Source organism: Clostridium sp. YIM B02555 (genome assembly GCF_022320955.1).
Lineage (GTDB): Bacteria > Bacillota > Clostridia > Clostridiales > Clostridiaceae > Clostridium > Clostridium saccharoperbutylacetonicum.
In genome coordinates this window covers 107,380-131,187 of record NZ_JAKJJY010000018.1, presented here as the reverse complement: position 1 = coordinate 131,187, position 23,808 = coordinate 107,380, and the positions used below count along the sequence as shown (strand labels likewise).

Sequence of the window (23,808 nt, the reverse complement as noted above, 5' to 3'; positions counted from 1 at the left end):
GTTTAAGGCACCGGTCTTGAAAACCGGCGTGCGTGTGAGCGTACCTAGGGTTCGAATCCCTATCTTTCCGCCATTTTTTTGTCTAAAAATATTTTTATTAGATGTTATAAAAGTGGTTAAGGATCTAATCATTTTAATGATATAGGTTGGATAGATAAGATATAAGTTCAAGTAATTAATATTTTCAAAAATGCATTTTGATTTTACTTAGGATAAAAGATTAATGTGTAGTAAAACCAAATTAATTATAATAAATTGTTGACAATAGTAAATTTGGTTGATATAATAGTTTTTGTGAGTTACGGAAAGATGGTCGAGTTGGTTTAAGGCACCGGTCTTGAAAACCGGCGTGCGTGTGAGCGTACCTAGGGTTCGAATCCCTATCTTTCCGCCATATTTTAAATATGTAGGGCACATGGAGGATTACTCAAGTGGCTGAAGAGGCGCCCCTGCTAAGGGCGTAGGTCGGGTAACTGGCGCCCGGGTTCAAATCCCGGATCCTCCGCCAAAACATCTAACATTATGTTAGGTGTTTTTTTTATGTTCTAGTGTAAAAAGGCGCCTACAAATAATTAATTTTAAATTATATAATAAATTTAAATTAATTATTATTTTGAAAGAGAAATAGCATTTAGTATATTATAATAAGAGAATAGGATGATATATTAATTAGCTTAAGAAGGTGGAATATGCTTAAAGGTTATAAAGTATCTTTGAGGCTATTGGAACAAGAAGATATTGGAATGTTATATAAGATATCTAATGAGGAAAATGTAAGAAAATTTAATATAAAACATAATAATATACAAGATAACAGTGAAGAAATAAATTTAAGAAAAGCTTTTAGTATAATTAATGAAAATGACATTTTAATTGGTTTTATAACGTATAAAGAAATTTATGATAAATTGATATATTCTATTGGCATAACGATTGGAAGTAGTTATTGGGGAAGTGGATATGGGCAAGATTCTATAAAAACATTATTACGATACTTATTTGGTGAATTAAATGCTATAAAGGTTGAATTAGAAGTTATTAAAAATAATTTAAGAGCGATAAATTGTTATATAAAATGCGGATTTGTTGAAGGTAGAATAAAAAAGAATAGTATTTATATAGATGGTGAATATATGGATACTATAATTATGGAGATATTTAGAGATGATACAAACTATAATTAATATGTGAGGGAAAATGTATATGAGCATAAGATTTATTTATGGAAGAGCAGGAACAGGTAAAAGCAGATTTTGTATTAATGAAATAAAAGAAAACATATATGGAGAAAATTTTGAAAACAAATTAATTTTATTAGTACCAGAACAATATACATTTACAACTGAAAATAAAATTTTACATTCAATTGGAGAAAAGGCTTTTTTAAGAACGGAAGTGCTGAGTTTCAAGAAAATGACTCGTGAAGTTTTTGAAGAATATGGAGGACGTGTTAAAGAAATAATAAAAGAGTCTGGAAAGAACATGTTAATTCACCGTGTACTAAATGAAAATATGGATAATTTAACTTATTTTAAAAAAATATCTAAAGAGCAAGGATTCTATGGAATCATATCAGAAGTAATTTCTGAATTTAAAAAATATAATATAAATCCACAAAGTTTTCAAGAAATAGATAAGAATATAGATAATGTTGAATTGATAAAAAAACTTAAAGAATTAGATGTAATTTATGAAGCTTTCAATTTGAAAATGCATGAAAATTATATTGATGGAGATGATGAACTAACGTTATTAAGTGAAAAATTATTGAAATGTAATGCTTATGTTGATTCGGAAGTATGGGTTGATGAATTTACTACTTTTACTCCCCAACAGTTAGAAATATTAAAATTATTAGCTAAGCGATGTAAAAGAGTTAATATAACTCTCTGTATGGATGCTCAACCACTCAAAGATAATGATAAAGATGTAACTAATATATTTAATGTAACAAAAAATACAGAAAATAAGATATTAAAAATAATGAGCGAAAATAATATAGCTTATGATAAACCTATTTATCTAAACAGTTCTATGCCATATAGATTTAAACATAACAGTGAGCTTTGTCATATAGAAAAATACTTTTTTAATTATCCATTTAATAAGTATTTTGAAAAATGTAATAGCATAGAACTTTACAAGGCAAATAATATTTATGATGAAGTCGAGAGAGTTGCTAAAAGCATCACAGAACTTGTTAGAAATAAAGGATATAGGTATAAAGATATATCTGTTGTATGCAGAAATATAGAGGATTATGAAAAAATAACTGCTGTAATTTTTAAAGATTATGATATACCATATTTTTTGGATAAGAAAATTCAGTTATTAAGTAACCCTCTAATTATACTTATAAGTTCTTCTTTTGAAATTTTATCTAAAAATTGGTCTTATGAGAGCGTATTTAAATATTTGAAAAGTGGGTTAACAGGGATTGATAGTTCATATATAGATATTTTAGAAAACTTTATATTGGAGCACGGGATTAAAGGATACAAATGGACCGTGGACGAAATAATTTCTGAAAAATGGTTTAATAATAATGAAGATATAACGAATGAACAAATATCAATTGCTGAAGTTATGGAGGAAATAAGAAGGCCTCTCATTATATTTCATAATAAAATAAATGGAAAGCATAAAGTTAAAGATATGTGCGCAGCTATTTATGAATTTTTAATTGATATAAATGCATTTGAAAGAATAGATCAATGGATTAAAAATTTTGAGGAAATAGAGCTAGAAGATAAGGTTAAAGAATATAGTCAAGTTCAAAGTATAGTTATAGATATATTAGATCAAGCAGTTGACGTAATTGGAGAAGAGATAATAGATTATTTTGAGTTTTTTAAAATATTAAATTCAGGATTTGAAAATGAAGAAATAGGAGTTATACCAATTGCATTAGATCAAGTAAATATTGGAGATGTAGCAAGAATCAAAGGAAGAGAAGTGAAAGTACTTTATATAGTTGGAGTTAATGATGGTGTATTTCCTGCTGCTAAAAAGGATGAAGGATTATTATCTGATAGAGATAGAGAAATATTAAGTGAAGTCGGAATAAATTTAGCTTCAACGACAAGAAATAAGGTGTTTGAAGAGCAATATATATTATACACAGCATTAACAATAAGCAGTGAGCGCCTAATATTATCATACCCAATGGCTGATTTTGAAGGCAAATCTTTAAGACCATCAACAGTCATACATAGAACAAAGAAGATATTTCCTAAGCTAATAGAAGAGAGTTCAATCTATAACTTAGATAACACAAGAAATAAATTTGCAAAGGTTATATCTCCTATCCCAACGTTCAATGAACTCATAGTTGCTGTAAGGAGAGATTTTGATAAAGAAGATATAGAAGCTTATTGGCCAGAAGTTTATAATTGGTTTAAAGAAAATCAGAAATATAAAGAGAAGGTTGAAAATATTTTTAAGGGACTTACATATTCAAATGTAGGTGATAGAGTTGCTAAAAAGAAGCTTAGAGAGCTTTATCAAAATGATATGGGGAAACTAGTATTTAGTGTTTCACGATTAGAAAAATATGCTGAATGTCCTTTTTCTTATTTTGTTCAATATGGGCTAAAAGCGAAAAATAGAAAAATATATGAATTTGCACCTCCAGATCTAGGATCATTTGTTCATGAAATGTTAGATTCTTTTACTAATAAAGTTAAAGAAGAAGGTATATTATGGTCAGAATTAAATAATGAAAAATGTAAAGAAATAGTATCTAATATTATTGATAAAAAATTAAATTCAGAAAGTAATTCAATATTAAATAGTACAAATAAATTTAAATATTTAACTAAAAGGTTTAAGAGAGTAATATCTAAATCAGTTTCAGTTATAGCAAACCAAATAGGAAAAGGTGAGTTTGAAGTATTTAAGACTGAATTTAAATTTGGAGATTATAATTCTGGGGAAGCTATAACTTTAGATCTAAGTTCTGATGAAAAGGTATATCTTCAAGGTAGAATTGATAGGATAGATACGTTAGATTTAGATGGAGAAACGTATATTAGAGTTATAGATTATAAAACTGGAAGCAAAAAATTTGAGTTAAATGAACTCTATTATGGTCTACAGATGCAGTTATTAGTATATTTAGATGCACTTATTAGAAACTCTAAATATATTTTGAATAAACAAGCAAAACCAGGAGCTATATTATATTTTAAAATAGATGATCCTATAATAAAAAACAATAGGGAAATGGAATTAGAGGAAATTGAAAAAGAGGTGTTAAATAATTTAAAATTAAAAGGTTTAATTTTAAAAGATGCTAGAGTAGTTAGGGCAATGGATAAAGACATTGATGGTTACTCGTTAATTATACCAGCTGCATTTAAGACTGATGGAGAATTTAAGTCTAATAGTGATGTTATTACTGAAGAGGAATTTACATTGCTTAGAGAATATGTTAATAAAAAGATGGTTGAATTATGTGAAGAAATGTTAAGTGGTGAAATAAAAATACAGCCAACTAAAAGAGCTAATAAAACTCATTGTGAGTATTGTGATTTTTCATCTATATGTCAATTTGATACAACTATAAAAGATAACAAGTATAATGTAATAACAAAAAAAGCAACAAATGATATTTGGAAAAATATAAAGAAGGATATAAATGGCTTGAGTGAAGAAGAAAATTCAGATGATTTAATTTAAGTTAATGATAATAAAGAATAGTGTGAAACAGTTTCTATTATAGTTTGGATTATTTTAATTAGAAGTAGGAGAGATTAATATATGGGAGAAACAAAATGGACTAATGAGCAGCTAAGTGCAATTAAAACTAGAAATTGTAACTTATTAGTTGCAGCAGCAGCTGGATCTGGTAAAACCGCTGTTCTAGTAGAAAGAATTATAAAAATAATAACTAATGAAGAAAATCCAGTTGATATAGATAAATTATTAGTAGTTACATTTACTAATGCAGCAGCAGCAGAAATGAAAGAAAGAATAGCTGATGCTATATCAAAGGAATTAGAAAAAAATCCAAACTCAAAAAATTTACAAAAACAATTAACTTTATTAAATAGAGCTAATATTACTACTATGCACTCATTTTGTTTAGATGTAATTAAAAATAATTTTCATAAGGTTGATTTGGATCCATCATTTAGGATAGGTGATCAAACAGAGATAATATTAATAAAATCAGAAGTAATAGAAGAGCTTTTTGAAGAAAAATATGATGAAGAGGATCAAGAATTTATTAACTTAATTGAGGCTTTCAGTAGTTATAAAAATGATGAGAATTTAAAAGATTTAGTTCTAGATTTACATAGTTTTATTATGTCTGGTCCATGGCCAGAAAAATGGCTTAAAGATAATGCAGAAGCTTTTAATATCAGTTCATTAGAGGAATTAAATAAAACTAAATGGGTTAATGTGTTATCTAAAAGCATTAAGATTGAAATAAGTGGATATATAAAGGCGATGGAAAAGGCCATTGAAATAATTACTGAAACTGAAGAATTAGAAGCATATAGAGAGAATTTTGAAAGTGAACTAAGTTATATAAAAAATGCTTATGAATCAGTTGAAAATGGATTAGATGAAATGTATAAAGCACTATCAGCAATAAGTTTTAATAGATTAAAGACTATTAAAAAGAGTGAAATTTCTGATGAGATAGCACAAAGTACTGTAAAAAAAATACGGGATGATATTAAAAAGAAAATAACAGAATTAATTAATAATACATTTTCAGTAACACCAGAGCAAATGATAAGTAATATTAGAGGCGCATATCCATATATAAAAAAACTATCGAGCATTGTTTTGCAATTTGATAAAAAATTTAGTAATAAAAAGAGAGAGAGAAATTTACTAGATTTTAATGATTTAGAACACTTATGTTTACAGATTTTAATTGATTATGATGAAGAAAAAAATATAGTTCCTTCCAATGTTGCTATTGGATTTAAAGAATACTTTGAAGAAATTCTTGTTGATGAATATCAAGACTCAAATAATGTACAAGAAACTATCATAAATTTAGTTTCTAGGAAAGAGAATAAAAATCCTAATGTATTTATGGTTGGTGATGTAAAACAAAGTATATATAGATTTAGGCAGGCAAAACCTGAGCTGTTTATTGAAAAATATAATAACTATCAATTAGATCAAGGTAGAAATAGAAAAATTCAATTATTTAAAAACTTTAGAAGTAGAAAAGAAGTTATTGATGGAGTTAATTATATTTTCAAAGAAGTAATGTCTGAAACTGTTGGAGAACTTGAATATTCAGATGAGGAAGCATTAAATTTAGGTGCAAATTTTAAAGAAAAAAATAATAATATGATTGTTGGTGGGGCGATAGAGCTTAATATAGTAAATAAGCAATCTGAAGAATTAATAGAAGAAGATATTGAAGAGCATGAAGAAATAAACAATGTTATTTTAGAGGGAAGAATTGTTGCGAGAAGAATTAAGGAATTAATGTCTCAAAGTGTTGAGAATGTTTTTAAGGTTTTAGATAAGGAAACAGGAGAATATAGACCATTAAAATATAAAGATATAGTAATTCTTCTTAGGGCAACAAAGAATTGGTCTGAAAGCATGCTTGATGAGTTAGGTGCAGAAGGAATACCAGCATATGCAGATACAGGAACAGGTTATTTTGAATCAATTGAGATTAGAACGATAATTTCCCTTCTAAAAGTGATTGATAATCCTTTGCAGGATATCCCAATGATAGCTTTAATGAGATCTCCAATTATGGGGTTTTCTACAGAGGAAATAAGTGATATTCGACTTATAAATAAAGATTGCTATTTTTATGAAAATATTAAATATGTAAATAATGAAATTGAAAAAGCTAATGAGTTGCCTTATTCGAAAGAATTAATTAGCAAATGTAAATATTTAATTGATAAGATTGAGCAGTGGAGAAATAAGTCAATATATATGGCAATTGATGAATTTATATGGTATTTATATATGGATACAGCATATTATGGATATATAGGAGCTATGCCAAATGGAATTCTTAGACAAGCGAATTTAAAGATATTATTTCAAAGAGCAAAACAATTTGAAAGAACAAGTTTCAAAGGTTTGTTCAATTTTATAAATTTTGTAAATAAACTTACTAAATCATCAGGAGATATGGGAAGTGCTAAAGTATTGGGCGAAAATGAAGATGTAGTAAGAATTATGAGTATTCATAAAAGTAAAGGATTGGAATTCCCAGTAGTATTCTTATGTGGAGCTGGAAAGAACTTTAATCTAATGGATTTAAATAAGAATATGATGTATCATGATGAATTAGGATTTGGTCCAGATTTTGTAGATTTAGAAAAGAGATTTAGTATTAGTACATTAGCAAAGGAATCAATAAAAAAGAAAATGAAGATTGAAACATTGTCTGAAGAGATGAGAATATTATATGTTGCTTTTACTAGAGCAAAAGAAAAATTAATAATGACAGGTACAGTTTCAAATATTGAAAAATCTATAGATAAATGGTTAAGTTCTGCATCTTTAGAATATAATCGGATTTTACCATCAGAAGTTTTAAAAGGAAGATCCTATATGGACTGGATTGGAATGGCATTATGCCATCATAGAGATGGTGTCGCTCTCTGGGAAGTTGTTGGAACCTTAAAGGAAATGTATAAAAATGATACATCTAATTGGAAAATTAATTTATGGAATAAAAATGAATTGATTAATGATATAAATACTGAAAATACAGAAAATGAAGATAACAGTGAACAAAGAATAATATCTAGAAGTTTATTAGATAAAAATATTACTGAAGAAATAAATAAGATATTATCTTATGAATATCCATTTAAATCGTCAACTATTATTAAAAGTAATATTTCTGTTTCAGATTTAAAAAGAAGAAATGAAGAGATAAATTATAATAGTGAAAATGTATATAAGGAAAAAGTTATGATTACTCCAAGATTTCTTCAAGAAAAGAAGGGATTAACTTCAGCAGAAAAAGGTACAGCAGTTCATTTTGTAATGAAGAAGATTAACTTAAATAAAGTTTCATCAATACAAGATATTAAGGAACAATTACAAGAATTAGTAGAAGATGAACTTTTACTTATTGAAGAATTAAAAACTATTAATCCATATAAAATATTAAATTTCTTTAAATCCAACTTAGGAAGAAAAATTCTAGAATTAAATAAACAAGGAAATAAAATTTATAGAGAGATACCTTTTTATACTGAGATAAGTAGTTTGGAGGTAGATAAATCACTAAATTATAAATATAGGGATGAAACGATTAGATTGCAGGGAATAATTGATTGCTTTTTTGAATATAATGGGGATATGATATTATTGGATTATAAAACTGACTATTTAAAACAAGGTGAAGAAGAGGAATTTAAGGAAAAATATAAAAAGCAATTAGATTATTATAGCAATGCAATATTTAAAATGACTGGTAAAAGTGTAAAATATAAATATTTATATTCATTTTCATTGGAGAAGGAAATTGAAATAGTATAATCATTATGTTCACTAAAAATAGGTTATTAATAATTTTTTATAAATGGAATAAAGGTTCTATAATTATTTTGTAGAACCCTTATTATCTACTTTATTATTACTTTACTTCCTTTAGGAATATTAGTATAAACCCATTTAGCGTCATCTATTGATAATCTTATACAGCCATGAGAAGATGGTTTATTAAGTGTTGTATCTAAAATGGTAGATTTATCTTTAGCGAATGGAAATGAATGAAACAAAATGTCTCCAGTAATTTGAGACCAATACTTTCCTCCTTGTGAATATCGTTCAGAAAAGAACCAATCACCTTTTTCTTTAATTGCGAATGAGCCTGAAGGTGTATCCTCACCTTTTATTCCTGTAGAACAAGGAAATGTTTTTATTAAATTCCAGTTGTTAGTTTTTCCTTTATAGATATATGTTTTTTGATTAGATAGATTTACATTAATAAAATAAGATGTATTACTTTCAATATTTAATGTATTAATATTAGCAGTAGATATAGCACTGGTCAATGCACTAGATGAAGCTTCAGCAATAGCTGAATTTTTATCAAAGTATTCCTGTTGTTTTGATTTTATATCTGAAATTTTTGCGTCTATATCTGAATCAATACCTAAAAATTTATTGTTATCTGAGATTTTAGATAAAGCATCACTGTAATGGTCATTATTAACTAAGTTATCGCAGTAAGCAAATAAAGTTTCTTTAAGTTTGCTCCTACTATACTTTAAATATATTAGTGAATTAGTATAATTTAAATCCAAACTAGAAACTTTTTTAAGAGAAGAAATTGCATTTGTATACTGTTGACTATTAAAGTAATTTACACCAGATTTGTAATTATTAATTGAATCTTGAATTAAGTCAATAGAACTTGAAACACTGTTTATTTTATCCTCATCTATTATATTATAATGTTTAATCTCATTAAGTTGTATTAAGACTTCTTCAGAAGAAATTTTTTTATTATTAATATCTTCCGACAAAGTCTCGATTCTTCCATAGAAATAATTAGATATATCCTTTTTAAGTAAGAATATTTTAAAAGGATTAAAATTTTCGGAAATTAATAGATCATTATTTGCATTTGAAAATTCGTACTCTTCGAAATTTGTTTTAAAATTATCAATTAATTTTTTGTATTTATAAGATTCATAAAAATAAGTAAAACTAAGTATTGTGACAAACACTAAAAAATATATAAGTCTTTTTATTAAAGTTTTGCTATATCTTTTACTGTATAGATTTATATTCAAAAAAATGCCTCCTATTTAATTAGCAAAACATATTAAAAGTTCTAAAAATATGTTTTTTCTTTTTAGCTATAATATTGACAATAACAGTAAATAATAAACCTTAACATTTGAACTAATAAATATGTATGTTAATATATTTGTAAGAATTACTAATACTAAAGATATCGAGTTGGAGGAAAAAATGAATTATAATACTAATTTTTTTACTAAATTTATAACTTCTATATACGACATAAAGGTTTTTTCTAAATATGCAAAAGAAGGTATTTTTAGATCAATTTCTTATGCAATGTTACTCACTTTAATTTCAGTTTTAATAAGTGATTCAATTAATGTATATAGAACTAGTTCTTTTGAAATTATGCCCTTTATAGCACTCATAATTAATAACTTTGGAATGAAATTTCTAAATTTATTATTCAATTGTCTAATTGTAGCTATTGTTTCATCAATATTTACATTATTTATGAAAATGATAGTTAAATATATAGCTTTATTTTCATTAACCATATATGCAGCAACACTTCCATTAATAATTCAAATGATTTTAGAATTGATTAAACCTAATATAGATTTTAATACTATGTTTATAATAGGTACATTGACTTATGTTGTATTAATTTTGAAATATATAAAAGATGAAATAATAAGTAATATGAATTAGCAAATTGTATTATTATGCAAGTTTTAAAAAATAATATATATATTTTATTAAATATATAGTTGTTAGCTGGAAAAAAATATGATATTATGTAATAGGATTTATGGTAAAAAAAGTAAAAAATGAAGGGGATTAAAAATGGGTGAAGTTAATATTATGAATAACTGTGAGTTGGAAGAAGATAATTTACTAAAAAAAAGAGAATTGCTTAAATTATCAAAAGATGAATTAATAAATATGGTTATTAATTTATCAGAATCTAAAAAGGCTCAAGAGGATTTTATTTTAAATATTTCTCATGATTTAAGATCACCGCTTAATATTATTTTAAGTATTTTGCAGTGTTATAAAGATGAATGTTTGGATGTTAACAAAGTTAAGCAAAACAAAGAGCATATGGACATTATTAAAAGAAATGCGTATAAGATATTAAAGCTTATTAATAATCTTATAGATACTACAAAATTGGAAAAGCAGCATTATAATCTTAAGAAGGAAAATTTAGATATAATAAATCTAATTGAATGGAACATATCGGCTATTGATAAATATGCTAAACAAAAAGATATATCTTTAGTTTTTGATACAAATGTTGAGGAATGTGTTATGGCAATAGATCCAGAGGCAATAGATAGAATAATAATGAATTTAATTTCTAATGCTATAAAATTTTCGCCACAAGGAAAAAGTATATATATAAATGCTTGGAAGAGTATTCATCAGTTAACTATTTCAATAAAAGATGAAGGTATTGGAATTTCAAAAGAAGAACAAAAAACAATATTTAATAGATTTGTTCAATCATCAAGAAATAAAAATAATGAGAATTTTGGCAGTGGAATAGGATTAGATTTAGTTAGATATTTAACCAAAGCTCATAATGGAACAATAGAGCTTAAAAGTGAAGAAAACAAGGGATCTGAATTTATTGTTAAATTACCAATGGAATTATTAAAAGAAGATGAGTTTGGTAAAAATAAATATTTAAATGTTAAAAATAAAGTTGAATTATTTGAATTAGAATTTTCTGATATTTATTTATAATAGATAGAATAATTTATGTTTATTCATGATGCATAGGGTTATTTTTATAAAATTATAATATTAACCCTATTATAAACTTGATTATTATGGTAGCTTGTGATAATATAAGTTTGTTGTTAAAAATTAATAAGGAGTGTTAGTTAAACGGATATAACATACCGCTACGGACGGTACATTGAGGGTTCGATTCCTTCACACTCTGCCAGGTTGCAATAAAGAATGGCTTAACTACTAGGGTTAAGCCATTCTTATATATTCAGAAGGAGACAAAAAGAGGACTCTTTATAAATATAACATTAAAATTAAGTGGAATTGAAGATATATAAATATGTTTTAAAATGTAGTAAAATAGTTATATTAAGACATCTGATTGTATTTGAATAAATTCGAAAAATCATATAGGTGGTATCCCGCTGGGAGTACTAATATACAATAAATAATGGAATAATCCCGTAGGTAACTAAGTGTTACTTACGGGGTTTTATTTAGTTGTTTGTAATTTTTTGATAATAATTAAATTTCTGTTTAAGGAATATATAATACGAAGATTAACTTAAAATCTATTGAATATTAATCTAAATTATCATAATATATTTATATATAGAAATATATGTTAAAATTAAAGGATAAAAATAAACTCTGCAATGGTTGATTAGAGCTCGAGCATTGCAGAGTCTAAAGAGAGCTAACAACTTATTGCAAGCACTGTAATTATAATACATTTCGTATAATTTTGTCTATAATAATAGAAATGAATTGTATAATGTGCAAAATTTGTATTTAGTTTTTGTTATCTCTTTAAAGAGAGAGGAGAAAACTTAAATGTTTAATAATGAAATTATGAAACAAGGAGAAAAAATAAAGAGAATAAGAAAGCTGTTTCATATGACGCAGGAAGAACTTGCAGAAGGCATTTGTTCAAAAAACAATATAAGTTTAATTGAAAACAATAAACAAAAGATAAGCAGTAATTTAGCAAATTTATTTGTTAAAAGATTAAATAAAATTGCAAAAGAAAAAAGAATGCTAGATATTAAATTTATAGCAGATGATTTTTTACAAGATGAACATAGCCAAGCAAATAATTTTTTAAAAAATAACATTATAAACGAATTAAGAGAAACTGAAACAATATATCTATTTGAACAAAAGTTGCGTAAAGCTGAAGAACTAATTGAAAAGTATAATATTGCAGATAATAAAAAAGTAGAGTTGTATAAATTAGCTGCTGATTTTTATTACTATAAGCAGAGTTATTTTAAAAGTGATCAAATGTGTGATAGTGGACTAGAGATAAGTATTAATACCAAAAATAAGTTTGAAGAAACAACTTTATATATATATAAATCTAGAAATTATATATTTATGGAAAACTATATTAAATCGCTACAAGAATTGGATATGGCAGAAAAACTAAATAATTATTTAGCAGATGATGACATTTCTGTAATGATACTTTATCAAAGAGCTTTGACATATAAAAAGCTAGGTGAATATGATGTAGCTTTAAAGTATTTAAAAATGCTTAAAGAGAAATATATAAAAGATAAAACAATGTTGTTAAAAATAAAAATGGTATATGCTAATTGTTTCCTTGATAAAAATGAATTTAAAGAGAATGAATTTGAAGAAGCTGAAAAAGAATACTTTGAGATATTCGATATAGCTCATGATGATAAAGATTTGCTCGCTCTAGGATATAGAAATTTAGCAGAATTATACTTTAATAATGGAAAATATGAAGAAGCAGCCAAATATATAAAAGATGCTTTAATTTATAGTTATGACAATAAATATCTAGATGAAATTCTGTACATCGCAGCAAAAATTCTTGCACACGAAAATGAAGATGTTGAGCAATATCTTTTACAAGCATTAGATATATGCGAAAGCAAAGATAGAGAGAATTTAGATTTAATTAAAGACGTAATAAATGAGCTAGTGGTTATTTATATGAAAAGAGAGGATGAAAAAAAATTAATGTTAATGGCAGATAAAGCAAAGGCGTTAAATATAAATTATTGTTTAAGTTATGCAAAGATTTCAGAATATTATAGAGGTCGAAATGAGGAGAAAAGCATATATTTCAGCAATGAATTAATTGATAAACTTAAACAGATTTAAAAAAAATAAAAATAAAAAAAATCAATCGCAAATTTCAATTTTATGTTACACTGTAAAGGCAGAAAAGGTAGAAACTGTAGAATGTACTTTATTTTTCAGGGAGGTGATTTTATGAAGAAAATTATATTAGCAGTAATAGCAACGTCAATGTTACTAACAAATGTTGCATTTGCTTCAACTAAAACTACACATACTAATACTGGCAAAAATAATACAGTGTCTAGTGTAAAGCAAAATAATGTATATCATGTAAATTCAACTGATCCATATTAATAACATTAAAAATCAATAAAAAAAGTTGTTTAAAACAGAAAAAAATCAAGTAAAAATCAAGTGGATTAATCCAGTTTACTTGATTTTTTTTTCATTTTACAAATATTAGAGATGGCAATATAATTTATTCAGGCAGTAGGCATTTAAAATAAATAAGTAAATAAGCAGGTAGTATTAAGAGGGAAAAATGAAATTTGTTATTGCTTTAAAACGAACGCCAGTTTGTGATTAGAAGAGAGAAACCCATAGTAACCTAGAGTTATTTTATACTATCATCAGAGAAATGGAGGAACTAAAGTTGAAAAATAATGACGCTATTTCTGAGCTTGATCAAGCTATAGAAAAAGCTAGGGCAGATTTACATAAGGCTATTGAAATATATGGTCGGGATTTTAATGAGGTTATAATTGCAAGTCAAAATTTAGATATATATATAAACATGAGTATGAAAGAAAATTTTTGAAAATTGAATGTAATTTTGATTTAAAGAAGTGGCAAAAGTGGGGTAGTAAATATGAAAAATATATTAGCAATAATGATATATAAATTATTAGTTAAATATTGTGAAATCCATGAGGACAGTTGTGGCAATTGTATTTTCAAGGATAATAGCTCTGAATGTATGTGTATAGCAAATGTACCAATAGAATGGCATAAGCCTAAAGCAGAATAGTCCAACGAATTAGAGTTAATTTTGTTGGACTTTTTTAAATTTGTAAAAAATTAAATATATCTATATAATTGAGCTCGTAGCAAGCATTTAAGAAAAATAAGGAGATAATATACGGGGAAAATGAGGGGATTAAAATTGAAAAATGATGAAGCTATTTCTAAGCTTAACCAAGCTATGGAAAAAGCTAGGGAAAATCTATATAGGGCAATTGAAATATATGGACGGAGTTCTAATGAGGTAATAATTGCTAGCAGGAATTTAGATATATACATAAACATAAGTATGAAAAGAAAAGTTTGATTTTTATATAAAGGTGGGGCTTAGATGATAATTAAGGAATCAATAGAAATATATAGAGAAAATACTTCAATTGAAGATTTTAAAAAAGAAATTGAATTAATAGAAAGTACTGGGTATGAAGTATCTGAGGAAAACGACGATTATGTGAAGTTGTGTCAAGGTGGAATTGTAGTTGATCCAGATTTATTCAATAGCAGAAAAATAACCTGTAAGTAACAATTAAGTTACTTACGGGTTATTATTTAATTTATGATATTAACCTAGTCTTTTATGCCAACAGTATAAGCCATTACTTATGTAGGCTTTAAATCACACTCTGCCAATTATAAAAAAGTGACTTAACCTTCAAGTTAAGTCACTTTTTTTATATAATTTTTGTACCAATGTGCTCACCGAAAATAACTTTACATTCAAAACCGAGTTTAGATTGTTCTAAGATATCAGTATCTACATTTATACTATCTTTTTCAAAGAATAATATTGTTGTTGATCCTCCAAATTTAAAATATCCCTTTTCTTCACCTTTATTTACTTTAACATTAGGTGAATAAGTTTGAATAATTGAACCAACGCAAGTTGCACCAACTTCTATGTGCAATATATCTTTAAAGTTATCAGATTTAAATAATGACCATTCTCTTTTATTTTCACAGAAAAGCTTTGGAATAGCTTTTAATGCTATTGGATTTACAGAGTAATAATGACCTTGAATATAATTATTTTCCAAAGGAATTCCAGAATCTATAAAATGAAATCTATGATAATCTGTAGGACATAATCTTAATATAATGCATGTGCCTCCAATATATTTATTAGCAATATTATCATCATTTATAAGTTCCTTTAAACTATATGTTAATCCTTTGACTTGAACTATATTATCTAGATCAATATTTTCATATGCAGTAATTCGTCCATCACCAGGAGAAATTAAAACATTATTATCTTTATCTATCGGTCTAGCATCAGAATATAATTCTCGTGTGAAAAAATCATTAAAGGAATTAAATTCACTAAGATTTTTTTTTGAAATATCCATATCAATATTAAAGTTTTCTATAAAGGATGGAATCTTTTTTGAACTTAACTTAGTATCACAATAAAGGCCATAAATTTTTGAAAAAAATTTCTTTTTTACGATAAGTTCAGTGAAGTTTTTTCCAATTGGTGATTCATATGTCCATTCTATATACTTTTTTCCTGCAATAAGTTCTTCTTCATAAGATTTTGTTGTTCTATTATATACTTGAATCATAAATACTATTGTCAAAACTTTATAAAAAATGCAAATTAAAATTCTAGCAAATTTTATAATGTTACAGCTATGACAAGTATCCTCCATTTCTTATTTTTATTATATATTTCTAATGTAATTATTAAATTTAATATATAAGTTCTAATTAAGATTGTACATTTCAATTCAAGAAATCCTGAGGGGATTTCGCCATTAACTGGTAATTTGAATGTATATATTAGAAATATATGTTGGATAAATTATGTGTAACATGCATAATTCAGTTTTATACTTTAATACTAATTTTATCATACATATTAGAAATTTCAAAAGTATATTCTATTGGTAATTAATTTTAGCATTAGCTTTTTGTAATTATAGTTTAATATTATACTAAGTGGTATAATAACATTATTATGTTAATGGTAAATAATTAAAGGCGAAGGCGGAGGAATTTTATGAACAAAACTAAAAAATTAATATTTGAATCTGCAATAAAAATATTTTCTGAATCCGGATATAGGGGAGCTACAATGGATGATATAGCTATTAATGCAGGTCTTGCAAAAGGAACATTATATTATCATTTTGAAAGTAAAGAAGTGATATTTAATTTTATTGTTGAAGAAGGATTGAAAATATTGAATAGCCAAGTTCTTGAAGTTCAAGTTATGGATATAGGGCCTATAGAAAAATTAATAAGAATTTGTGAAATACAATTAACTTTCTTATATGGATATACAAATTTTTTCAAAGTTGTAATGAGTCAGTTATGGGGAACAGAGGACAGGCAGAATCAGTTACGAAAAAAAATAAAAGAATATATTAATGAAATAGAAATAAATATAAAAAGTGCTATGAAAAGTGGTTTGATTGAAAATGGAGATACAGAGCTTATAGCATTTCAATTTTTTGGTTCACTATGTTCATCAGCGATATATGAATCTATTCATGTTGAAAAAATTGAATTAGAAAATATTATTAAAAGTACTATAAGATTTACATTAAGAGGAATAGGGATAGATTATAAGTAATTTTGTGAATTTAATAAATATACTATAATTAAGTGTAGGTTTTGTAAAAAATAACACCTAACGCATTCCAATAAAGGAAGGCTAGGTGTTATTTTTTTAATTATACTTATTTACTAGAATTGGTAAATTCTAAATATTCATCGAATGTCATAGTTCTATCAACTATAGAGCCATCATTTTTAATATCTATAATTCTATTTGCTATAGTTTGAACAAATTGATGGTCATGAGAAGCAAATAAAATGTTACTATTATAGTCATTTAATCCATTATTCACAGCTGTTATTGATTCAAGATCAAGATGATTAGTTGGTTGATCTAACATCAATACATTTGCATTAGAAAGCATCATCTTAGAAAGCATACATCTAACCTTTTCTCCTCCAGATAATACATTAGCTTCTTTTAAAGCTTCTTCTCCAGAGAATAACATTCTGCCTAGGAAACCTCTTATATAGCTTTCAGACTTTTCTTCTGAATATTGTCTAAGCCAATCTACTAAAGAAAGGTTACAATCTTCAAAATATTGTGTATTATCTGCTGGGAAGTAAGCTGTAGTTATAGTTATTCCCCACTTAAATTCACCACTGTCTGGTTCCATTTCTCCAGATAAGATTTTAAATAATGTAGTTACAGCTATTTCATTACCAATAAGAGCTATTTTATCTCCCTTATTAACCATGAAGCTCACATTATCTAGAACCTTAACTCCGTCAACTGTTTTAGATAAGTCTGTAACCATTAATATATCATTACCAACTTCTCTTTCAGGTTTAAAACCTACGAAAGGATATTTTCTGCTAGATGGTTGAATGTCATCTAATGTTATTTTATCTAATAACTTCTTACGAGAAGTAGCTTGCTTTGATTTTGAAGCATTAGCACTAAATCTTGCGATGAAGTCTTGTAATTCTTTAATTTTTTCTTCTTTCTTTTTGTTTTGATCTTTTGACATTTGAAGAGCTAATTGACTTGATTCATACCAGAAGTCATAGTTACCAACATAAAGTTTAATCTTTCCAAAGTCAACATCAGCCATTTGCGTACAAACTGCATTTAAGAAATGTCTATCATGGGATACGACTATAACAGTTCCATCAAAGTTACCTAAAAAGTCTTCTAACCAGTTAACAGCCTTTAAGTCAAGACCGTTAGTAGGTTCGTCTAGAATCAATATCCCTGGATTACCAAAAAGTGCTTGAGCTAAAAGAACTTTAATTTTTTCTCCACCAGTTAATTCTGATACATTTTTAAAATGAAGTTCAGTTCCTATTCCAAGTCCTTGCAAAACAGAAGAAGCTTCGGATTCTGCTTCCCAACCATTAAGTTCAGCAAATTCACCTTCTAATTCAGAAGCTCGAATTCCATCTTCATCAGAGAAATCTGGTTTTGCATATATTTCATCTTTTTCCTTCATTATTTGGTAAAGTCTTTCATTACCCATAATTACAGTTTCTAAAACTTGAAAATTATCGTATTTATAATGATCCTGTTTTAAAACTGACATTCTTGTATTAGGAGGAATTATAACCTCCCCAGTATTAGGTTCAACCTCGCCTGATAATATTTTTAGGAAAGTACTTTTTCCAGCTCCATTAGCACCAATAACTCCATAGCAATTACCAGGAGTAAATTTAAGGTTGACATCTTCAAAAAGTTTACGTCCGCCAAATCTCAGACTAACATTTGATACAGTTATCAATCTATTTCTACCTCATTTCTTCTTATATTATTGTAATGATTTTTTATTGCATAAATAGTTTCGTCTCATGTTGCTTATTATAACATATAATTAATATATTTTGCATTATTACAAAGTTATATTAAGATTAATTATTTAGAATTATCGTGATCGCCAAAAAAATCATCGATTATTTTTTCACTCATGCGTCGATAAAGATTGCTCATAGAGACATAAGCACAAATTAATAAAAATTTTTCTTCAAAATCACCAAGATCAAGGTTCTTTGAATCTACCAATTTTTCTATATTTTCATAAATTTTATTTGACGATACATTAAGTTCATCCAAATTGAAATCATATATATCAAGGAAAGACTGATATATATCGTATAACGGATAATCATTTTCTTTATCAAAAGAATTGATTATAGGTGTTAATATTGTTTTAATATCTGTTAATGATAAAGAACCTTTTAAGTTGTAAATTAAGCCCATTAATATAAGATGGTTTTTAGTATATTTTTTATTTTTAATTTTCATTAATAACTTGCCTTTTGCATAATTATTAATCATGGTCTTTGTTAAAACCTTATCGTCTTTATATCGCTTGGTATAACTTAATTTGTTCTCAAATAATTGCATTACTTGATCCATATACAAATCAATTTCAGGAAAATCATCTAGATTAATATTATTTGATGATTTTTGGGAGTTGATATAGTTATCAATACTAAAATCGCTCATAAAATTTCACCTTTCACATAGTAATCAAAACTATGTATATATTATATTTTCAATATTAATTGAATAAAGTATATAATTCAAGTATTTATGGGTAAAATAATAATTAACAATAATAATTTTTAAATATTGATAGATATATGAAATATTTTCTAGTATAATAAGAAGTAGTTATAAAAACTATGTGACAATTAGTGGGAGGGATATACATGGAAAAATATTTAAGAGAACCTATTAATGGATTAACTCATTTTGTTGGTGCAGTATTATCACTATTTGCTTTAATAGCTATGTTAGTGAAAGCTTATACTTCAGGAAGTTCGGCGATAACTTTAGGATCAGTAATCTTTTTTGGCATAAGTATGATTTTATTATATAGTGCTTCAGCAACATATCACTCTGTTATAGCTAATGATAAAGTAATAAAAATGCTTAAGAGAATAGATCATTCAATGATATTTATATTAATTACTGGATCTTATGCTCCATTTTGTTTAGTTGCATTGAGTGGTAAGATGGGCTTCAATTTATTTATGGCAGTAACAACGTGTGCTGTTGTAGGAATAATATTTAAGTTATGCTGGGTTACTTGCCCAAGATGGCTTAGTAGCACTATGTATATAGGCATTGGTTGGTTTGCAATTGTTGTTATATATCCAATGGCTCAAGTATTACCTACATTTGGACTAATGTGGTTAATAGTAGGAGGTTTAATGTATACCATAGGTGGAGTAATTTATGCATTAAAATCTGAAAAAATAAGAATATGGTTATTTGGAAGACATGAGATTTTTCATGTGTTCATTATGTTTGGAACACTTTGCCACTTTATTTGTGTATTTTCATACATAATATAAATAATTTTGGTATTAATACATTAATATAGAAGGACTAAGGATATAAAAATAATATCCTTAGTTCTTTTTATATATTATTTTCTAACTTGATAAGATATATTAGGTATAGTAAGATAAAACTTAAGAAATAAATAAGACTTTAAGGAGATGTAAAAATGGGCTTTCGTCAGAAATTAAAGGATGCAAATAGAATAGTTGTAAAAGTAGGAACATCAACTTTAACCTATGATAATGGAAATATTAATTTATGTAGAATTGAAAAATTAACTAGGATTTTATCTGACATAGTTAATTCAGGTAAACAAGTTACACTTGTAACATCAGGTGCAATTGGAGTAGGTGTAAATAAGTTGAAATTGAAAGAAAAGCCCGAAAGTATAAGAGAAAAGCAAGCTGTAGCTGCGGTTGGACAATGTGAGTTAATGCATATATATAGTAAGTTTTTTGGAGAATATAGCCATATAGTAGGCCAAGTTTTACTTACAAGAGATGTGGTTGAAGATGATCATGTTAGAAAGAATGTATGTAATACATTTGAAACACTATTAGAGAAGAAGATAATTCCAATAGTAAATGAAAATGATACGGTTTCTATAGATGAAATTGAAAACATAGTTAGATTTGGAGATAATGATAATTTATCTGCCATAGTTGCTTGTTTAGTTAATGCAGATTTATTAATAATATTATCTGATATTGATGGATTTTATGATTCAGATCCAAGAAATAATGATGATGCAAAACTATTAAGTGAGATAACTGAAATTACTCCAGAGTTAGAAGAATGTGCTGGAGGAGCTGGTTCTAATTTAGGAACTGGCGGAATGATTACAAAGTTGACAGCAGCTAAAACAGCAACTGGAGCAGGAGTAGATATGGTTTTAGCAAATGGAAGTGAACCAAATATACTATTAGAGATTTTAGATGGTAAGGAAATAGGAACTTTATTTATATCATCAGTAAAGAAATAGAAATGGGGGCTAAGAAATGAGTAAATTAGTAAGCATGGGGCAAAATGCAAAAGAGGCATCATATGAATTAGGTATTTCATCAACAAAAGAAAAAGATACTGCATTAATCTTTATGGCTGAGGAATTAATTAAGGCTAAGGAAGATATAGTAAAAGCCAATGAAATTGATCTAGAAGCTGCACGAATAAAAGGTACATCAGAAGCAATGTTGGATAGATTAGCATTAAATGATGAAAGAATTGAAAGTATGGCAGATGGATTAAAGGATGTAGTAAAGCTGCAAGATCCAATAGGAGAAGTAATTTCAATGTGGCAAAGGCCTAATGGGTTGCAAATAGGGCAAAAGAGAGTTCCACTAGGCGTTATAGGGATAATTTATGAAGCTAGACCTAATGTGACTTGTGATGCAGCTGGACTTTGCTTAAAGACTGGAAATGCAGTTATATTAAGAGGAGGCAGTGAAGCTATTAATTCTAATAAAGCTGTAGTTAATGCTTTAGTTAAAGGAATTGAGAGAGCTGGATTGCCAAAAGGATGTGTTCAACTTGTTGAAGACACAACTAGAGAAGTTGCTACTGAAATGATGAAATTAAATGAATTCATAGATGTTCTTATTCCAAGAGGAGGAGCGGGGTTAATACAATCAGTTCTTAAAAATGCTACAGTTCCAGTAATAGAAACAGGAACCGGAAATTGTCATATATATGTAGATGAAGACTGTGATTTTGAAATGGCAAAAAATATTGCAGTTAATGCAAAAGCATCAAGGCCTTCAGTTTGTAATGCAGCAGAAAAGTTGCTCGTAAATGAAAAAATAGCTAATAGTTTTTTACCAGTTGTTGTTAAGGCACTTAGAGAAAATGGCGTCGCTGTTAGAGGTGATGAAGCTGCACAAGCTATAATTGGTGACATTGAAAAAACTAATGAAGAGGATTGGGGAAAAGAATATTTAGATTATATAATAGCAGTAAAAATAGTAAAAGATGTAGATGAAGCAATTAACCATATCAATAAATATGGAACAGGACATTCAGAAGCAATTATCACTGAAAGCTATAAGAATTCTCAAAAATTCTTACAGAGGGTAGATGCAGCAGCTGTATACGTAAATGCATCAACAAGATTTACAGATGGCTCTGAATTTGGTTTTGGAGCTGAAATAGGTATAAGTACTCAAAAGTTACATGCGAGAGGTCCAATGGGACTTAAGGAATTAACAACAATAAAATATATTATCTATGGAAATGGACAAATAAGATAATAAATAATATGAGAGATATTTCTATATCTCTTATATTTTTATATTTAAACTTCATAGAATCATTTTTAGTAATATATTTTTAGCTTTAAAAATAGACTAGAGGATGTATATATAAATGAATAACTGGAATATTAATAAATTTAATGAGCTATGATTAAATAAATGTATCAATTTTGAGTATTTCCGAGGAAATACTCAAAATTGCTATATATATTAAGGAAAACTATAATGATTAGGAAATTTCCTTATCTTCTATTTATATGTAAATTTGATTTATTCAATGTTCCGAAATTTATGAAGAAGCTGTAATTCAGAACATAAAATTGAGTGAGATTTTTAAATAAAGTGCAATAAGCTTTTTTATTGAAGAAATTTATAGTATAATTTTTTTATGAAAACGTATTTGAAACACTAAAAGGAGTTGTAATTATGAAAATTGCTTTAATAGCTCATGACAAAAAGAAAGAGGATATAATTGAATTTGCAAAAAAATATAAAGATACACTAGCTAAGTACGACTTGGTTGCAACTGGAACAACAGGAAAAAAGATATCAGAAGCAACTGGATTAGAAGTTAAAAGATACTTATCTGGACCATATGGAGGAGATCAACAGTTGGGGGGACGTATTGCAGAAGGGAAAATAGATTTAGTAATATTTTTTACAGATCCTTTAACTGCGCAACCACATGAACCAGATGTAAATGCATTGCTTAGAGTGTGTAATGTACATAATGTTGCAGTTGTTACTAATGTAAAAACTGCTGAAATAGTGATCAAAGAATTTTAAAAAATGGACAAGTCTATTGAAAAAATTAAAATAATAGTCAAATATATCTTATAAAAAAATGCACTTATCAATACATATGATAAGTGCATTTTTTTAAAGTAAACTTATTAATACTCAGGAAAAGTCAGTTCATTATAACTGTAACTGCTTGAATTTTCTGAATATTTTCTTATTTATATAATACCACAAATTTAAACAAATTACAATGGATACAATGTTAAATGTTTGTATATTTATAATTATATAGATTGACTTAGAATAAATAATAATATAAATATATTTAAGTTATAGAGTTATAATATATTTATATCTAAATAACAGTATTTGATAAAAATGATACTGGATATGAGAATGCTAAGAAAATATGATTTTAGTATATTTAGTAATATAATACATGAATAAAAATTC

Annotated in this window: 20 protein-coding genes and 4 tRNA genes (1 of these 24 only partly in view); 20 read left to right on the top strand and 4 right to left on the bottom strand. The window is 26.6% G+C overall.

Annotated features, from left to right (window positions below):
• The 6 genes from L3B98_RS21140 to addA form a co-directional block, all read left to right on the top strand.
• A tRNA-Ser gene (locus tag L3B98_RS21140) sits at positions 1 to 73 on the top strand; it begins 118 nt to the left of the window's first position.
• Between the two features lie 230 nt (positions 74 to 303).
• Positions 304 to 394: transfer RNA gene (locus tag L3B98_RS21135), tRNA-Ser, on the top strand.
• Positions 395 to 417: 23 nt separating this feature from the next.
• Positions 418 to 508: transfer RNA gene (locus tag L3B98_RS21130), tRNA-Ser, on the top strand.
• 181 nt (positions 509 to 689) lie between these two features.
• Positions 690 to 1,184, top strand: a complete 495-nt coding sequence (locus L3B98_RS21125) for a GNAT family protein (RefSeq protein WP_238918131.1) — start codon at positions 690 to 692, stop codon at positions 1,182 to 1,184.
• A gap of 19 nt (positions 1,185 to 1,203) precedes the next feature.
• A complete protein-coding gene (gene addB / locus L3B98_RS21120) occupies positions 1,204 to 4,680 on the top strand; it encodes a helicase-exonuclease AddAB subunit AddB (protein WP_238918130.1) in 3,477 nt (1,158 codons plus the stop codon).
• Between the two features lie 81 nt (positions 4,681 to 4,761).
• Complete coding sequence (gene addA, locus L3B98_RS21115) at positions 4,762 to 8,493, top strand: helicase-exonuclease AddAB subunit AddA (RefSeq protein ID WP_238918129.1); 3,732 nt, start codon at positions 4,762 to 4,764, stop codon at positions 8,491 to 8,493.
• 86 nt (positions 8,494 to 8,579) lie between these two features.
• Here the strand turns inward: addA and L3B98_RS21110 are convergent, their stop codons facing one another.
• Complete coding sequence (locus tag L3B98_RS21110) at positions 8,580 to 9,755, bottom strand: L,D-transpeptidase (RefSeq protein ID WP_015390196.1); 1,176 nt, start codon at positions 9,753 to 9,755, stop codon at positions 8,580 to 8,582.
• Positions 9,756 to 9,936: 181 nt separating this feature from the next.
• Between L3B98_RS21110 and L3B98_RS21105 the strand changes: the two genes are divergently transcribed.
• The 9 genes from L3B98_RS21105 to L3B98_RS21065 all read left to right on the top strand — a co-directional run bounded on the left by L3B98_RS21105 (position 9,937) and on the right by L3B98_RS21065 (position 15,046).
• Entirely contained in the window at positions 9,937 to 10,419 is a 483-nt protein-coding gene (locus L3B98_RS21105; protein WP_015390197.1) for a DUF1189 family protein, read from the top strand.
• Between the two features lie 135 nt (positions 10,420 to 10,554).
• The gene (locus L3B98_RS21100; RefSeq protein ID WP_238918128.1) at positions 10,555 to 11,460 is read left to right on the top strand and encodes a HAMP domain-containing sensor histidine kinase; all 906 of its coding nucleotides are present in this window, start codon (positions 10,555 to 10,557) and stop codon (positions 11,458 to 11,460) included.
• 130 nt (positions 11,461 to 11,590) lie between these two features.
• A tRNA-Arg gene (locus L3B98_RS21095) sits at positions 11,591 to 11,665 on the top strand.
• A 617-nt stretch (positions 11,666 to 12,282) separates the two neighbouring features.
• The gene (locus tag L3B98_RS21090; protein ID WP_238918127.1) at positions 12,283 to 13,584 is read left to right on the top strand and encodes a helix-turn-helix transcriptional regulator; all 1,302 of its coding nucleotides are present in this window, start codon (positions 12,283 to 12,285) and stop codon (positions 13,582 to 13,584) included.
• 111 nt (positions 13,585 to 13,695) lie between these two features.
• Complete coding sequence (locus tag L3B98_RS21085; RefSeq protein WP_238918126.1) at positions 13,696 to 13,857, top strand: hypothetical protein; 162 nt, start codon at positions 13,696 to 13,698, stop codon at positions 13,855 to 13,857.
• Positions 13,858 to 14,155: 298 nt separating this feature from the next.
• The gene (locus L3B98_RS21080) at positions 14,156 to 14,320 is read left to right on the top strand and encodes an aspartyl-phosphate phosphatase Spo0E family protein (RefSeq protein ID WP_238918125.1); all 165 of its coding nucleotides are present in this window, start codon (positions 14,156 to 14,158) and stop codon (positions 14,318 to 14,320) included.
• A 51-nt stretch (positions 14,321 to 14,371) separates the two neighbouring features.
• The gene (locus tag L3B98_RS21075; RefSeq protein WP_238918124.1) at positions 14,372 to 14,530 is read left to right on the top strand and encodes a hypothetical protein; all 159 of its coding nucleotides are present in this window, start codon (positions 14,372 to 14,374) and stop codon (positions 14,528 to 14,530) included.
• Positions 14,531 to 14,665: 135 nt separating this feature from the next.
• Complete coding sequence (locus L3B98_RS21070; protein ID WP_238918123.1) at positions 14,666 to 14,830, top strand: aspartyl-phosphate phosphatase Spo0E family protein; 165 nt, start codon at positions 14,666 to 14,668, stop codon at positions 14,828 to 14,830.
• Between the two features lie 24 nt (positions 14,831 to 14,854).
• The gene (locus tag L3B98_RS21065) at positions 14,855 to 15,046 is read left to right on the top strand and encodes a hypothetical protein (RefSeq protein WP_238918122.1); all 192 of its coding nucleotides are present in this window, start codon (positions 14,855 to 14,857) and stop codon (positions 15,044 to 15,046) included.
• Positions 15,047 to 15,194: 148 nt separating this feature from the next.
• Here L3B98_RS21065 and L3B98_RS21060 read toward each other — a convergent pair whose 3' ends face one another.
• Positions 15,195 to 16,085, bottom strand: coding sequence for a phosphatidylserine decarboxylase (locus L3B98_RS21060; RefSeq protein ID WP_238918121.1), 891 nt, complete (start codon positions 16,083 to 16,085; stop codon positions 15,195 to 15,197).
• Between the two features lie 437 nt (positions 16,086 to 16,522).
• Between L3B98_RS21060 and L3B98_RS21055 the strand changes: the two genes are divergently transcribed.
• A complete protein-coding gene (locus L3B98_RS21055; protein WP_238918120.1) occupies positions 16,523 to 17,098 on the top strand; it encodes a TetR/AcrR family transcriptional regulator in 576 nt (191 codons plus the stop codon).
• A 106-nt stretch (positions 17,099 to 17,204) separates the two neighbouring features.
• Here the strand turns inward: L3B98_RS21055 and L3B98_RS21050 are convergent, their stop codons facing one another.
• Together L3B98_RS21050 and L3B98_RS21045 are read right to left on the bottom strand one after the other, a co-directional pair.
• Positions 17,205 to 18,800, bottom strand: coding sequence for an ATP-binding cassette domain-containing protein (locus L3B98_RS21050; protein ID WP_238918119.1), 1,596 nt, complete (start codon positions 18,798 to 18,800; stop codon positions 17,205 to 17,207).
• A gap of 131 nt (positions 18,801 to 18,931) precedes the next feature.
• Positions 18,932 to 19,525 carry a DUF1836 domain-containing protein gene (locus L3B98_RS21045; protein ID WP_015390207.1) on the bottom strand — a complete coding sequence of 198 codons (594 nt, stop codon included), beginning with the start codon at positions 19,523 to 19,525 and terminating at the stop codon, positions 18,932 to 18,934.
• A gap of 206 nt (positions 19,526 to 19,731) precedes the next feature.
• Between L3B98_RS21045 and L3B98_RS21040 the strand changes: the two genes are divergently transcribed.
• The 4 genes from L3B98_RS21040 to mgsA all read left to right on the top strand — a co-directional run bounded on the left by L3B98_RS21040 (position 19,732) and on the right by mgsA (position 23,400).
• Positions 19,732 to 20,379 carry a hemolysin III family protein gene (locus L3B98_RS21040; protein WP_077359672.1) on the top strand — a complete coding sequence of 216 codons (648 nt, stop codon included), beginning with the start codon at positions 19,732 to 19,734 and terminating at the stop codon, positions 20,377 to 20,379.
• A gap of 155 nt (positions 20,380 to 20,534) precedes the next feature.
• Positions 20,535 to 21,350, top strand: coding sequence for a glutamate 5-kinase (gene proB / locus L3B98_RS21035; RefSeq protein ID WP_238918118.1), 816 nt, complete (start codon positions 20,535 to 20,537; stop codon positions 21,348 to 21,350).
• A gap of 16 nt (positions 21,351 to 21,366) precedes the next feature.
• Positions 21,367 to 22,611 carry a glutamate-5-semialdehyde dehydrogenase gene (locus tag L3B98_RS21030; protein WP_238918117.1) on the top strand — a complete coding sequence of 415 codons (1,245 nt, stop codon included), beginning with the start codon at positions 21,367 to 21,369 and terminating at the stop codon, positions 22,609 to 22,611.
• A gap of 429 nt (positions 22,612 to 23,040) precedes the next feature.
• The gene (mgsA, locus tag L3B98_RS21025) at positions 23,041 to 23,400 is read left to right on the top strand and encodes a methylglyoxal synthase (RefSeq protein WP_077359676.1); all 360 of its coding nucleotides are present in this window, start codon (positions 23,041 to 23,043) and stop codon (positions 23,398 to 23,400) included.
• Positions 23,401 to 23,808: the final 408 nt, after the last annotated feature.